Annotated in this window: 18 protein-coding genes; 4 read left to right on the top strand and 14 right to left on the bottom strand. The window is 70.2% G+C overall.

The window, feature by feature from the left end; all coding sequences use genetic code 11:
• Nucleotides 1-10: 10 nt before the first annotated feature.
• Complete coding sequence (locus ACH4N1_RS23290) at nucleotides 11-775, top strand: transposase family protein (RefSeq protein ID WP_398099720.1); 765 nt, start codon at nucleotides 11-13, stop codon at nucleotides 773-775.
• On the opposite strand, the gene ACH4N1_RS23285 is transcribed toward ACH4N1_RS23290, so the two are convergent.
• The 14 genes from ACH4N1_RS23285 to ACH4N1_RS23220 all read right to left on the bottom strand — a co-directional run bounded on the left by ACH4N1_RS23285 (nucleotide 767) and on the right by ACH4N1_RS23220 (nucleotide 10280).
• Nucleotides 767-1192: a tyrosine-type recombinase/integrase gene (locus ACH4N1_RS23285; RefSeq protein ID WP_398099719.1), complete on the bottom strand. Its 426-nt coding sequence runs from the start codon at nucleotides 1190-1192 to the stop codon at nucleotides 767-769. The two genes, ACH4N1_RS23290 and ACH4N1_RS23285, sit on opposite strands and share 9 nt — an antisense overlap.
• Before the next feature lie 114 nt (nucleotides 1193-1306).
• Nucleotides 1307-2527 carry an acetyl-CoA carboxylase biotin carboxylase subunit family protein gene (locus ACH4N1_RS23280; RefSeq protein ID WP_398099718.1) on the bottom strand — a complete coding sequence of 407 codons (1221 nt, stop codon included), beginning with the start codon at nucleotides 2525-2527 and terminating at the stop codon, nucleotides 1307-1309.
• 46 nt (nucleotides 2528-2573) lie between these two features.
• Nucleotides 2574-2876: a hypothetical protein gene (locus ACH4N1_RS23275; protein ID WP_398099716.1), complete on the bottom strand. Its 303-nt coding sequence runs from the start codon at nucleotides 2874-2876 to the stop codon at nucleotides 2574-2576.
• A 31-nt stretch (nucleotides 2877-2907) separates the two neighbouring features.
• The gene (locus tag ACH4N1_RS23270) at nucleotides 2908-4143 is read right to left on the bottom strand and encodes an MFS transporter (protein ID WP_398099714.1); all 1236 of its coding nucleotides are present in this window, start codon (nucleotides 4141-4143) and stop codon (nucleotides 2908-2910) included.
• Nucleotides 4140-4658, bottom strand: a complete 519-nt coding sequence (locus ACH4N1_RS23265; protein ID WP_398099712.1) for a regulator — start codon at nucleotides 4656-4658, stop codon at nucleotides 4140-4142. Before ACH4N1_RS23265 ends, ACH4N1_RS23270 begins: the two co-directional genes overlap by 4 nt.
• Nucleotides 4655-5500 carry a winged helix-turn-helix transcriptional regulator gene (locus ACH4N1_RS23260; protein WP_398099710.1) on the bottom strand — a complete coding sequence of 282 codons (846 nt, stop codon included), beginning with the start codon at nucleotides 5498-5500 and terminating at the stop codon, nucleotides 4655-4657. Before ACH4N1_RS23260 ends, ACH4N1_RS23265 begins: the two co-directional genes overlap by 4 nt.
• Before the next feature lie 40 nt (nucleotides 5501-5540).
• Nucleotides 5541-5954, bottom strand: a complete 414-nt coding sequence (locus ACH4N1_RS23255) for a hypothetical protein (RefSeq protein WP_398099708.1) — start codon at nucleotides 5952-5954, stop codon at nucleotides 5541-5543.
• A complete protein-coding gene (locus tag ACH4N1_RS23250) occupies nucleotides 5951-6406 on the bottom strand; it encodes a hypothetical protein (protein ID WP_398099706.1) in 456 nt (151 codons plus the stop codon). The genes ACH4N1_RS23255 and ACH4N1_RS23250 overlap by 4 nt, the downstream gene beginning before the upstream one ends.
• A complete protein-coding gene (locus tag ACH4N1_RS23245) occupies nucleotides 6403-6885 on the bottom strand; it encodes a hypothetical protein (RefSeq protein WP_398099704.1) in 483 nt (160 codons plus the stop codon). The genes ACH4N1_RS23250 and ACH4N1_RS23245 overlap by 4 nt, the downstream gene beginning before the upstream one ends.
• 92 nt (nucleotides 6886-6977) lie before the next feature.
• Nucleotides 6978-7331 (bottom strand): SH3 domain-containing protein, encoded by a 354-nt coding sequence (locus ACH4N1_RS23240; protein ID WP_398099702.1) that lies wholly within the window; start codon nucleotides 7329-7331, stop codon nucleotides 6978-6980.
• Between the two features lie 149 nt (nucleotides 7332-7480).
• A complete protein-coding gene (locus tag ACH4N1_RS23235) occupies nucleotides 7481-8227 on the bottom strand; it encodes a hypothetical protein (RefSeq protein WP_398099700.1) in 747 nt (248 codons plus the stop codon).
• Nucleotides 8228-8245: 18 nt separating this feature from the next.
• Nucleotides 8246-8731: a hypothetical protein gene (locus ACH4N1_RS23230; protein ID WP_398099699.1), complete on the bottom strand. Its 486-nt coding sequence runs from the start codon at nucleotides 8729-8731 to the stop codon at nucleotides 8246-8248.
• Nucleotides 8728-9279: a DUF4913 domain-containing protein gene (locus tag ACH4N1_RS23225; protein ID WP_398099847.1), complete on the bottom strand. Its 552-nt coding sequence runs from the start codon at nucleotides 9277-9279 to the stop codon at nucleotides 8728-8730. The genes ACH4N1_RS23230 and ACH4N1_RS23225 overlap by 4 nt, the downstream gene beginning before the upstream one ends.
• 245 nt (nucleotides 9280-9524) lie before the next feature.
• Nucleotides 9525-10280 (bottom strand): DNA-methyltransferase, encoded by a 756-nt coding sequence (locus ACH4N1_RS23220; RefSeq protein ID WP_393583380.1) that lies wholly within the window; start codon nucleotides 10278-10280, stop codon nucleotides 9525-9527.
• A gap of 470 nt (nucleotides 10281-10750) precedes the next feature.
• On the opposite strand from ACH4N1_RS23220, the gene ACH4N1_RS23215 reads away from it, so the two are divergent.
• The 3 genes from ACH4N1_RS23215 (at nucleotide 10751) to ACH4N1_RS23205 (ending at nucleotide 13005) form a co-directional block, all read left to right on the top strand.
• On the top strand, nucleotides 10751-11878 hold the full coding sequence (locus ACH4N1_RS23215) for a C40 family peptidase (RefSeq protein WP_398099697.1): 1128 nt from the start codon (nucleotides 10751-10753) through the stop codon (nucleotides 11876-11878).
• Between the two features lie 120 nt (nucleotides 11879-11998).
• Nucleotides 11999-12313: a DUF6112 family protein gene (locus ACH4N1_RS23210; protein WP_398099695.1), complete on the top strand. Its 315-nt coding sequence runs from the start codon at nucleotides 11999-12001 to the stop codon at nucleotides 12311-12313.
• Nucleotides 12313-13005 (top strand): hypothetical protein, encoded by a 693-nt coding sequence (locus tag ACH4N1_RS23205; protein WP_398099693.1) that lies wholly within the window; start codon nucleotides 12313-12315, stop codon nucleotides 13003-13005. The genes ACH4N1_RS23210 and ACH4N1_RS23205 overlap by 1 nt, the downstream gene beginning before the upstream one ends.
• The last annotated feature ends 10 nt before the right edge of the window (nucleotides 13006-13015 follow it).

Genomic DNA, 13015 nt, shown 5'->3' with positions numbered 1-13015 from the left:
GAGGCTTCACATGCTTGTCTACCCGTCGGGTGTCGACGTGTCCAGTTCCGCCCTCCGCTTCCTCACGCAGCAGCTGCGGCGCCACCGCCACGCGATCGGCTCCCGGTGGCGGCGCCTGAGCGCCGGCCGTCAGTCCCTGCTCACCCTCGCCCATCTGCGGATGGGACACACCTATGCCCAGCTCGCGGCCGGATTCGGCGTCGGCACCACGACGGCCTACCGCTACGTCACCGAGGCGGTCGACCTCCTGGCCGTTCTCGCCCCGAGCCTGGCCGACGCGGTGCGGACCGCGTCGGCGAAGGCGTACCTGATCCTGGACGGCACGCTCCTGCCGATCGACCGCATCGCCGCGGACCGGCCGTTCTACTCCGGCAAGCACAAGAAGCACGGGATGAACGTGCAGATCCTTGCCGACCCCTTCGGCCGGCTGCTGTGGGCCTCACCGGCCCTGCCCGGAGCCGTTCACGACATCCGCGCGGCCCGCGAACACGGCATCGTCGACGCTCTCGCCGAGGCCGGCATCCCGTGCTGGGCCGACAAGGGATACCGAGGTGCCGGCGGCACGGTCCGCATCCCGTGCTGGGGACGGTGGGAAACCCTCTCCGCGGGCCAGCAGGCGGTGAACCGGTCCCACGCGAAGATCCGAGCCCTCGTCGAGAAAGCCGTCGCCACCCTCAAGTCGTGGCGGCTCCTTCGCAAACTGCGGTGCTCGACCACCCGGATCACGAGCCTCGTCCAGGCCGTCCTCACCCTGCATCTGACCAGCTCAGAGTGAGGATGGAAAAGGCTCAGTAGGTGCACCAGCCGTGACCCAGAACGCGACCCGCTGGGCATGGATGTGCTCCATCCCGCGCGCAAACTTCTCGGCCAGGTGCCAGCCCGACAGGTGGATATAGCGCATGGTCGAGTCGGTGTGCTGGTGTCCGGCGAAGGTGGCGATCGCGTGCACCTCCCAGCCCATCCTGGCCAAGTCCGTCAGGCGTAGATGCCGCGTGGTATGTGTGGAGAAGCGCTCCACCCCGGCCACCACTGCGATCCGGCGCACCACCTTCGACCACGTCCACAGGCTCAGCGGCTGGCCGAAGTTACGCCGCGACTCCGACAGGAACAACCCACCACGCGCCCGGCTGACCGATGCCCGGTGCACCAGGTACTGCGACAGCAGGACCCCGGTCGCCGCCGAGTACGGCACGACCCGCTCCCGGCGGCTCTTGGTGGTCGCCGACCGCGGTCGAGCGGGCCAGGTGGCGGGGGAAGACGTAGATGTCGCCATCGAGGTCGTCCTGCGTAGCGGGCTGCGGGCTCATCAGTCCGCCTTCACGGCGACGGTGATCTCATCCGCGACGACGCTGAGGCGTTCGTTGACCTGGGCGGGGGTGCTGCCGGTCACGATGTAGAACCCGGCGCGGGCGGTGAACAGGGTGCCGCCGTCCTGCGGGAGTAGGAGGCAGTCTCCGGGACGGCGCTGGAAGCACAGCCGGTCCAGCCACGGCGGGCGAGTGCCTGTGTAGCCGAGGTGGGTGAGGGTGCCGGAAGTGTGGGGGTAGATCATCCCGATGGCAGCGGCGCCGACGCGGCTGGCCGTGAGGTCGGGGGCTTGACCGCAGGCCAGGTCGGCGGCAGCGCGCGGCAGGTCGATTCCGGTGGTGAGGCGGACGAGGTGGCCGATCATGTCGCCGGCGAGTCGGCCGTTGACCTCGATCAGACGCGGTCGGCCGTCGACGAGACGCATCTCGATGTGGCTGACGCCGTTGGTGATCCCCAGTGCTCGGATGGCGGCCCGCGCGGCGGGCGTGACGATGCCGAGGAGTGGATCGGCAGCGTCGACACGGTGCGCAAGCTGTTCGAAGTGGGGCGGCGGGCTGATGGTCTTGCGGTTGACCGCGACCACCGTGGTCGTTCCGCGGTAGGTGACGCACTCGACGCTGATCTCGGGACCGTCGAGGAACTCCTCGACGAGCACCTGGTTGTTCTCTGCTGCCGGCCCGGCCGTCAGCTGCGCGACATGATGTGCGGCGGCGAGCTGATCCGGGGTGTCCACGCGCTGTACGCCCATGGCGCCGGCGTGGGCAGCGGGCTTGAGGACGACCGGGTAGCCGATCTGGGCGGCAGCGGCCTGGGCTTCTGGCAGGCTGCGCACGCTCAACGAGACGGCGGACGGTACCCCGTGGCGGGCGAACAGGGAGCGTGCGGTGGCCTTGTTGCGGCACGCACGTGTCACCTCGACGGAGTTGGCGGGCAGTCCGAGGGCGCGGGCGAGACGGGCGGTCGGGACGAGGCACCACTCGTCCCAGGTCATGACTCCGGCCAGGTCGTGGCGTGCGGCCAGGGCCCGGCCCCCTGCCAGCAGGGCGGCGGGATCGTCGAGGTCCGCGACGACGTGGTCGATGATGTGCACCTCTTCCCAGGAGGGTTGGGCGGCGGTGAGCAGTACGACGTCGTAGGTGTCGGCGACTTGCTCAAGGCAGTAGCCGCGGTAATTCGCGTCTCCGGGAGCGACGACGAGTACGACGGGGCGGTCAGACAAGAAGGTGGTCTCCGTATCGGTGAGGGCAGGATCAGGAGGAGGGCTCTCAGGCCGCGCGGCGGCGACGCAGCTCGAACGCACCGGCCCAACGGGGATGGCCGTCGATCAGCTTCCGGGCGTACAGCGCGGTGAAGTTGTTGTTCAGTCCGGCAACGCCGTGTGGCAGTTCGCGTCGGAGGTCCTCGAAGAGGTCTTTCATGCCGATGCGGGTGGCACCGGCCGCCAGACGGAGAGCGGCCGTACGTTCGAGCGCGTAGTGGACGTGCGGGTTGCGCGCATCGAAGGCGTGGAACTGCTCGGTGATGGTGTGCCCGGTCGTGCGGTGCGACCCGCAAACGGCGATAGGCATGACGTTCTCCACGGGCTGGGGCGCAGCAGGGTCAGGGGCGAAGGGCGGGGTCACGGCGCAGGCGGGCGAAGGCGCAGAGCAGGCCGAGGGCCTGCAGGACGGCGCAGACGGTGATGACGTGGCCCAGAGTGTCGGGGGGTGTGAGGGCGGTGAGGAGGCCGGCGACGGGGAAGGGCAGGAGGAGGATGAGGATGGTTGCGGACAGCGTGCTGCCGAACTTCTCCGGGGGGATGAGGTGGGACCGCAGGGTGCGCAGGACGACCGCCAGGCCGCCGTCGGCGGCCATGAGGATCGCGACCAGCACCAGGTAGGACAGGTAGTCGGGGGCCTGGGCGGCGGCGAGACAGGCCAACGAGGCGAGGACGGCGCAGACGGCGCCGACGGGCCACAGGCCCAGGCGGTCCAGCGCGAACCGGCAGATGGTGACGGCCAGGAGCGTGGCTGCTGCTGCTGCGGACCACACCAGGCCGACGGCAGTGGTGGACTGGCCGAAGTGCTTGACGACGATCACCGGACCGGCTGCCTGCAGAATGCCGATGGCCAGGTTGGACACGGTCAGACCGGTGACCAGCCAGCCGAGCGCTGGCAGCGAGCGGATGGTGCGCCACCCTGTGAGGAGCCCGGCGCCCGGCCGCCCCTTGCGGTGGTGCTCCGAGGCCGTGGGCGAGGGCGGGGTGCGCAGGGCGAGCAGCGCGGCGAGCAGCGAGAGCGCGGTGATCACCGCGAGCATGGGGGGCGGTCCGGCCAGCAGGAGCACCCCGGCGAGGGCCGGACCGGCCAGGGTGGCTGTCTGGTCGATGCCGATCAGTACCGCTTGGACCCGGTGGGCTCGAGCTCCCGCCCGGCGGCCCGCGGCAGCGCCGGCGGTCTCGGCCGCGATGTAACTGAACTCGGTGAGCACGCCGGTTGTCGCCGCCAGCGCCATCACGGTGACGCTCGCCACGGCCCCCGAGGGGTGCAGCCACAGCAGTGTCGCGCCGGCGGCGAGGGCCACCGCGCGCCCCAGAGAGGCGAGGTGGAACACGACGGCCGCCCCTCGCCTGTCGACGATCGATCCTGCCCATCCGAAGGCCGCCAGCCGCGGCATCCACTCCAGGGCGAACGCGGCCCCCGTCAGCGCGGCCGAGTTCGTGGTGGCCAGAACGAGCAGCGGGATGCCGTAGGTGCACATCGCGAAAGCGAGCGCGTCGGCCGTGCGCGGCAGGTAGATGGTGCGCAGCAGCGAATCGGTGAGGCGCAGGTCCCGGGAGTCTGCGACGTGGCTCACGCGACCGGCTCGTACGTTGACAAGCAGGTGAGCTGCGGGTTTTCGGCCAGCAACTGGAGCAGGAGAACCCGAACGTGGGCCGGGTCGGTCTCGGAGTCGGTGCCGGCCCAGCTCGCGGCGGAGGGGCGTGCCGGATCCTGTGCGCTCTCGCTGGAGATCTGGAGTGCCAGCAGTCCCAGGACGTGACGGACGCGGTGGGTGAACTCGCAGACCTCCGCCGGTGAGGTGTGGCGGCGGGACCAGCGCGCTGCCGCGTCGTAGACGTCGGCCAGCTCCTGGCCGCGGGGGGTGAGTTCGAGGCCGGCGCCTGGCGCGGTGCGGACGAGACCGTGGTCGCGGGCCGTCTCGGTTGCGATCCGCAGGTGATGGGTGGAGAGGTCGGGGAGGGCGGTGGCCAGCCGCCTGGGCGGTATCGCTCCGTTGTCGTCGATCTCGGTGATCAGGCGGATCAAGGGGCGCGATGCCAGTACCTCGACCGCGGTGCGTGTCTCAGCTGTAGTGAAGGAGGCGGTCATCGGCGCGGCCCCCCTGCCGGGAGGGCCGCCTTCGGGCCGGTGGTCGTGGCATGGGAGAAGAGTTCGCGACTCTGCCAGGCGGCCGGAGCCACCTCCGGTGCCCGCGTCGGGAGGAGTGTTTTGGGAGCCGTCCGGGACAGGCTGCTGACCCATGGCTTGGACGCCGGTCCGGCGTTCGGGAAACCCCAGACCGGGTGGGACGCCGCCTCGTGGAGGGGCTGTCCGGCGGCCCATGCGGACAAGGCGCTGAATACGGGGCCCAGCCCGTCGCCGGACGCGGACAACCGGTAGGGCTGGCCCTTGCCCTCGGTGTTGACCAAGGCGTCGTCAACGAGCTGCCGCAGCGGCGGGTAGATGTTGGTCCAGTCGCTGTTGGGCATCACGAGCCGGGCCAGGGTGCGCCCGCTGACCTCCTGGTGGGTCTTGAGCACCCACAGGATCGCGGCGGCGTGGCGTCGGGTGAGGAGTGTGAGGCTGTCCTCGATGTGTTCGATCGCCATCAGCGGGTGATCCACCTTCTCCAGGTGCTCCTCGGCCCAGGTGACGATCACCGGCAGGACCGGCAGCAGGGCAGTGCCACGCTGGGTGTTCCCGTAGGTCACGTGTCGCGCGCTGTGCTCGGTGCGCTTCACCAAGCCGGCGTCGCACAGCGCCTTCACCTTGGGGTGGAGCTGCCCGTCGTGGAGCCAGGACACCTTGGCGGCCAGATCGCTGTAACGCATGGGGCGAGCGGAGAGGGCCAGCAGGATCCGCACGTTCCACCGCGGGGTGATCATGCCGAGTGCTTCAGTGACCCGGGCGATGTCGGTCGCGGTGTCAGGGGGCAGGGCGGTGATGGCCAAGACAAGAACTCCTGGGTCAGCAAGGGAATGCGCCGCCAGGTCAGCGGCTGTGTGCCGCGCTCGGCGCCGCACAGGGCGGAGCGGTTGCAGGGGCCGCGGCAGGCGGCGGAGGCGGCGCCGGGGCTGGGATGGGGGCGAGGCTGCGCAGGACGGCAGTCACCGACGTGGCCTGGACGTCGCGGACGGCAACGGCTTCGGCGAGCCGGCGCGCACCGTCCAGGAGGTGGGAGACCTCGTGCCGGTCGATTGGCCGCTCGGCATGGAGAAGCCGGGTGAGGTGCTCGCGGTGGAAGGCGATGCTGCGTTCGGCGCCGGCGAGGTGCTCGTGCATGCCGAGGAGGGCGCAGAGCATGCCGGGCGGCTGGTCCTGGGCGTGGGCGCGGAGATCGGCGAGCGGGGCGCCGTACAGGTCCTCGATCCGTCCGGCGATCTCGGTGGACGTGAGGTCGGTCAAGCAGGCGTTCCGGATCGGGGGCCCCGGGCCGCCCCGGCACGCGGTGGTGCGGGGGCGGCCGAGGTGGGCAGGGTCACGGTGGCCCGGGGCTGTGTCGTGCGCACGGGCCGGGCCGGCTGGCCGGGCGGGGACATGGTGCGCAGCAGGTCACCGAGGGCGGCGCGGTAGCCGTCGCGGGCCTCCAGCGCGGCCTCCAGCCACTGGGCGTCGAAGCGGAGCTTGTCCGCCGACAACTCGCCCATATCGCGGTCGGGGTTCATGTCCGCGTGCACGCGGTCACGGACACGGGCGACCTGTTCCTCGGTCAGCGCGAGAAAGGAGCGCAGTTCCAGGGCGCGGGTGAGGGCGGGAGAGGCGTCGCGCGCGACAGCGGCCTCGTGCAGTTCGGGGACCGGGCTCCCGAAGACCTGCTGGAGGTCGATGTCCATGGTGCTGGCCTTGGTCAGGCTCATCGGGCCGGCCTTCCCGCTCGCACCGCCGAGGCGGGAGCGGGCACTGCACCGGGTTGGTGGGGAGCGCTGGTCTGCACCGCCGGCCCTGTTCGGGGACGCAGGCGGGCCAGCCGTTCGGCAGCCAGATCCTTCCTCCCCGGCGCATCGGGATCGAGGAACCACTTCACGACCATGGCCCGGCCGTCGCGAGTCGTGACGGCAGCGTTCACCCGATGGGCAAGGTCCATCGTCGGGTCGTCGACCTCACTGGGCTGGGTCTGGAGCGCGGCGAGGAGGTCGTCCTCCGTTCGGTCGAGCACCGACTGGGCCTCGACGAGAAGACCGTGCCATTTGACGACGTCGGTGGCATCCGGATTGGCGGTCGGCGCGGCGGCGACTGCGGCCTTCAGCTGGTCCAGATCCATACCGAAACGCGTTTCGATCCGTTCGGTGAGCACGCCCACGACATCTTCAGCGTCATCGGATATGCGCTCGGGCAAGGGAAGCTCCCATTCTGGAGAGGACGGGCGTAGGACCGGGCGAGGAAATTGCGGGCCCCGGCGACTTGGGCGTACGGGAACCGATGAGCCTGTCAGTCGAGGCACATTCGGACGTCGCGGTAGACGTACGTGCCGGAGACCCAGCCCTTGACGCCGGTGGTCTTGTCAGTGATGTAGAGCCAGTTGCCGCTCTTCTTGGAAACGCTGAACTTGTGGCTCTTGTAGAGCACGCCCAGGGCGGTGGACGAGGAACTCGCCTTGGACCGGATGGTCACAGCGCTGGCGTGCACCTCGTACGGCAGCGGCGGCAGGTTCTGGCAGCTGACCGCGGGGGCGGCAGTCGCCGCCGTGGGTACGGCCGCCGCACTCGCGCTGGTGGCGGAGAGCGCCGGCAGGGCCAGCGTGCCGATCAGAGCGGCCGACATGGCGATTCGGGTGGAGCGCATGCGGAAGGAACCTCCATGAGGCAAACGGGGGTTGTGTGAAAGGGCGCTGCCGGTTGTCCCGGCGGCTGCATCAAGAATCCGGAGAATCGCCGGTTTGGCTAACCGGCGATCGTCGGCTATGTTGCGCCCGTCGTTGCCAATTGCCGACGTCAGAAGAGGCGTCCGGGTGCGCGTACAGGCGGAGCCTTCGGTACAGCAGACGCACGTGCGGGCGTGGTTGACCGGCGGACGGGCGGCAGCGGACCGGCATTTCCAGCGAGGCGGTCTTCGCCCCATTGCAGGGCTTCACCGACAGAGGAGAATCCGCCCTCGCGCAGCGTGTAGGTCCATGCGTTGCTGTCGACCTCTTCGACCACCACGCGAAAGGGGCTGGGGGCACGCTCGTCCAGGGCCCGCAGCACGACGATGGTGACCATGTCCTCGGGATCGTCGCGGGTGTAGGAGTAGCCCATCGCGTAGTGGTCGCCGTCGCCGGCCAGGCGCCGCTCCAGCGACCGGGTCGTCTCGTCGGCCGCAGGGGGGCCGAGATCGGGGTTGAGAGTGACGGCATCGGGGCGGCATCCGCGGTGGATGAGCCAGGACTGCGCCAAGGCCGGCAGCGGCAGGACAGCGTGCTCGAAGGCGAACGTGCGCTGCTCCAGGTCCCGTCGAAGGTGCACGGCACGGTAGGCCGCGGTGCCGGGATGGTCGAAGGTGGCGGTTCGGTCGAAGAGGACGAAGTAGCTGTGCACGCCGTTCGCCGTGTGGTGTTCGGCGAGCGGCACCAGCATGTCGGCGCCGCCGACCTGCTGGTAGAAGTCGAGGAGGACGTCCTCGTCGGCGTCGAGGTGATCCACCTCGAAGGCGACAGATTCAGGGCTGGACGCTCGGTCGGGCGCCGGTTCTCTGGACGACAAGAGGGCCTTTCGCGCGGGTCAGCGAGTGTGCCGGGAGGCGGGCGAGTGGGCAGGCCGAGGCAGACCCGGCAGCGGGCCGGGGGCCGGGCCGGGTCGGGGTACGGGCCCGCGGGTCGTCAACTGGGGGGAGCGGGAGCGTGCCGCGTGAGTACGGGCGCTTACCGGTCGGCGGGTCATCCCCAGCCGGCGGCCGACCTCGTCGTAGACGTCGTTGTCTGCCCGCGGCCGGAGGGCCACGACGTGGATCTCCTTGTGGTGCACGGAGTCCGCGGGTGCCTGGCGGACGCCGTAGACGACGCGCCAGTCCTTGCGCGCGTCGACGAAGAGCTTCCGGTACCCCTCCAGGTCGCCGTCCAGGCGCAGCCCGAAGCGTTGCGCGTTCACCACCTCCTGGAGGTAGGCGAGGGTGATGTCGCGGATGTGGCTGGGGGCCTGGAGGAGGTCGGTCAACGCGCGAGGGTCGAAGCTCAGGCCGAAGGCGGGCTCTCCTGCTCCCCCGCTCATGACGTCGGCTCGTCCGGCTCGGTGGTGCCGACGGCTTCAGCGGCGGACGCCGCCTCGGTGCGTATGGACGGCGGCGGGCCGGGCAGCAGGCGGTGCGCAGGCCGCTCGGGAGAGGTCATGCACGCCGACAGCGGGCCACCCGGCGCGCGGATGGCAGCGACCGCGTGGGTGAGGAAGTCCCGGTGCCACACGAACAGGCCGGAGAGGCCCGCTTCGGGGTCCTTGTGCTGCTGGTAGGCGAGCCAGAGGGCATGGAGCCAGGCCACGACGTCGTCGTGCTCCTGCCACTGCAGGCACCAGGGGGCCGCGGTGGTGACCTCCGCTCCGTAGACGGGAAGGAAGAAATCGTCCACCCAGTCGCTGAGGGCGTCGAGTTCGTCTTCGCGTTCCTCCCCGTCCAGCTCCAGGATCGGCCGGGGCTCCGGCGGAGCGGCGGGAGCCGGCCCGCCGAAGCCCGGCATGCCGAACGCCGCGAACGGGGATTCACTCGGCGGTGGAGCGGAGGCGAGATGGTCCAGCTGCTGGGCCTGTTGCGCCGACTGCTCCATGAGCCGCCGCACGCTCGCCTCGATCCCCTCAAGATGAGGGTCCGGGACGCGGATCGGCTCCAATTCCCCGCCTGCTGCGGGTTCTACAGAATCGGGCATGAAAGAGTACGGCCTCCTACGAGACGCGAAGTGATGGTAGGCGAAAGCAGCGGCGTACACACGGACGGCGAAGTACCGGTCACATCAACGGCCGTTCGACATTCGACGGCGTGCGCCGCCTCCGGAATCGGGTACGCCGCAGCCGCCTATCCGGTGAGGACCACGTCGTCCTGGGTGAGGGTGGCGCGGATCGTCTCGGTAAGCCGGTCGGCCGCGATCGACGCATAGTGCTCGGTCTTCTCGACGCCGATGAAGTCGCGGCCCTCCAGCAGGGCGGCCACGCCGGTGGATCCGGAGCCGGCACAGAAGTCGAGGACGGTGCCTCCCTCGGGGCTGATCTTGACCAGCTCACGCATCACCTCCACCGGCTTCTGCGTGATGTGCTGCCGCTTCGCACCGGAGGGCTGCGATGCCGAGTACAGGCCCGGCAGGTAGACCGGGTTGCGTGAGCCGTCGATCGGGCCCTTGGAGGCCCAGACGATGAACTCGCAGTTCTGGGTGAAGCGGCCCTTCTGGGGCCGTGCGGCGGGCTTGTGCCAGGCCAGCACCCCGCGCCACAGCCATCCGGCGGCCTGGATCGCGTCCGTCGTGGTCGGTAGCTGGCGCCAGTCGGTGAACAGCAGACTCGTCCCGCCGGTCTTGGTCAGGCGGTGGGCTTCGGTCATGATCTGCGTCAGCCAGAAGCCGTAGCTGCGCTGATCCATGTTCTCGCCGGTGAAATCGGGAAGTTCATTCTTCGCATCGGCGGAGGTGTACTTCTGCTTGGCGGAGCGGGTCGTGCGTTCCTTCGCGGTGCGCCCGCCGGAGTTGTACGGCGGGTCGGTGATGACGGAGTCGACGCAGCCGTCCGGCAGGCCGGTGAGGACAGCCAGAGCGTCGCCCTGGTGGAGGGAAAAAGGCAAAGAGGAACCCCAATTCGGGTGCGGAGACACGGAAAGAGACTGCCGCCTCGCACAGGTCCTCGCGGGCCGAATACGGGCATGCAGAAGCCCAGGGCCGCGGACCGAGGAGGGCGAGGGGAGTCCAAAAACTGTAGGGCCGAATTAGCCGACGACCAAGAAGTGCCCGCAGAGGGGTCGGATTCCGGCACCCCGCGCTGACTTTTTGGTCAACCGCCGATCCGCACCTACTGTTTTTGAACCGCCCGACGCACACCGCCGTTGGCTACTCCCGCCCCACCTAGCTCACCACCCGGGCCACGCGAAGCGAGCGGCAGCTCGCCCCGCCGGCCCTGCCTCCGATCGCCCCGGCCCGCCGCGCCCTTCCACCACGCCCTGCGTACGCGGTGTGCCGGACACCACCGAAGGACCTGCATGACTTCTCGTTACCCACCCCTGCCCAACATCGCTGGCCGGCGAGCGGTCCGCTCGGGTTGAAGGCCCTCGCCGCCGGCATCGGCGTCGTCTTCCTCTCCCCGATCCTCCTGGCCGGCACCGGCATGATGCTGGCCTCCTCCGCCGAAGCTGTGCAAAGCAACGGCACCCTCAGCAACTGCCTGATGGACCTGGATTCCAGCGAGATCGCCGACCAGGTCTCCAAGCTCCTGGATGGCGCCTCCGGCGAGGACGTGCACATCGAGGGCCTGGACCTGCCCGCTGAGCAGGTCCCCAACGCCCAGACCATCGTGGCCGCCGGCCTCTCCCTCGACGTCCCGAAGAAGGGGCAGATCATCGCGCTCGCCACGGCGATGCAGGAGAGCCAGCTGCGCAACCTGAACTACGGCGACCGCGACAGTCTCGGCCTCTTCCAGCAGCGCCCCTCCCAGGGCTGGGGCAGTGCCGAGCAGATCCGCGACCCCACCTACGCCTCCGAGCAGTTCTACAAGCACCTGCTCAAGGTGAACGGGTGGCAGCAGATGACCGTCACCCAGGCCGCCCAAGCCGTCCAGCGATCCGGCCTGCCGGACGCGTATGCGCAGTGGGAGGACCTGGCCACCGCACTGCAGTCCGCCATCGTCAAGACCTTCCCGGGCGGCAGTGACGCGGAGGGCGCGGACGCCGACCAGGACAAGGAGCCCTCGACCTCGACCGGCTGCACGCCGGGTCAGGACGGTTCCGGGTTCGGCCGCATCCCCGAGGGCAGCGTCCCCAAGGGCTACTCGATCCCCAAGGACGCCGACCCGAAGGCCCGCAAGGCCATCGCCTGGGCGATGCAGCAGCTCGGGACGCTCTACCAGTGGGGCGGCTCCTGCACCAACGCCCACGGCCCCGACCCCATGGCCCGTTGCGACTGCAGCTCGCTGATGCAGCAGGCATACGCACACGCCGGCATCCAGCTCACCCGCACCACGTACACGCAGGTCGGCGAAGGCAAGGCGGTCTCGCCGTCGAAGCTGCAGCCCGGTGACCTGATCTTCAGCCGCGGCAGCGCCGCACGGCCGGAGCACGTCGGCATGTACATGGGCGAGGGTCTGGTCATCGAGGCGCCGCGCACCACCAAGCCGGTCCGGATCACGCCGATCAAGGACTGGACGATCCTCGCCGCCCGCCGCGTCCTCTGACGCCGCCGCCCGCCCGCTCCGATCGGGCGAGGCCACCTCGCGGCCCCGTTCCGCGCCCCTCCGCTTCCCCTTTCACCGGCCCTCGCTCGGCCCGCGTACGCAAGGAGCCTCCTCACCCCTATGCACGTCCCCCTCGCCGACCGCGTCATACAGCTCGCCTACGACCCCGGCATCACGCCCAAGGGCGGTGGCCTTCCCGGCCTGAGCGTGCTGAAGACCGTCGTCAGCTCGATCAACCTCTTCGGCATCGTGGCCGTCGTCGGCGCCCTGGCCGTCTCCCTCGGTGTGTGGGCCTGGGGCCACCACACCGGCGGCCACCAGGCCGAGGCCAACGGCAAGAAGGGCGCCGTGGTTTCCGCGGGCGCCGCCCTGGGCCTGGGCGCCGCCAACGGCCTGGTCGCCTTCTTCTCCAACCTCGGATCGCAGATCCAGTGATGAAGAACCGACTTCCCTCACCCTCCTCCTACGGTGCGGGCTGGTCAGCGAACCGGCGCATCGCCGTCGTCGCTGTGGTCGTCGCCGCGCTGCTGGCCCTCGCCGGCGTCGTCGCCGTCGTGACCGGCAGCGGGGAGGACCACCAGGCTCCGGCGACCACCGCCCCCGCTCCGGCGGGCAGCCCGTCCGCGACCGAGGCCGCCCCCGAGCCCTCCTCCGGCTCGGGGGCGGGATCGGTGCACAAGCCGCCGCAGATCTCCGAACCGGTCGCCTACGCCAAGGCAGCAGCCCAGATGCTGTGGTCCTACGACACCCGCGACACCAGCCGCGACCAGCAGCTCGCCGGCATGCACACCTGGATGACCACCGAGACCACGTACGCCGACTGGGCCTCGGTCTCCGGGCAGGTCCCCGATCCGGTGCTGTGGTCACGGATGGCCGACCAGGGCCAGCAGGCCACCGCCCACGTCACCGAGGGCCACTACCCCTCCGCGTTCAAGCAGGCCCTGGCCGACGATCCGTCCGCGATCACCGAGGCGTACATCTACGTCGTCACCGTCAACGGCACGCAGCAGATCGCCTGGAAGAAGGGCGGCGGTGGAGCCGAGGAACGGGCCCTGACCCTCGCCGTGCAGTGCCGCCCGAACCAGGACTGCGCACTGGCCGCCCTCGCCCCGAGCGTCACGCAGTGACCCGCGCTTA

It is taken from the genome of Streptomyces sp. NPDC017202, assembly GCF_044331705.1.
In the GTDB taxonomy this organism is placed as follows: Bacteria; Actinomycetota; Actinomycetes; order Streptomycetales; family Streptomycetaceae; genus Streptomyces.
Note: the sequence above shows the minus strand (reverse complement) of the source record. Positions and strands in the feature narration are given on the sequence as shown.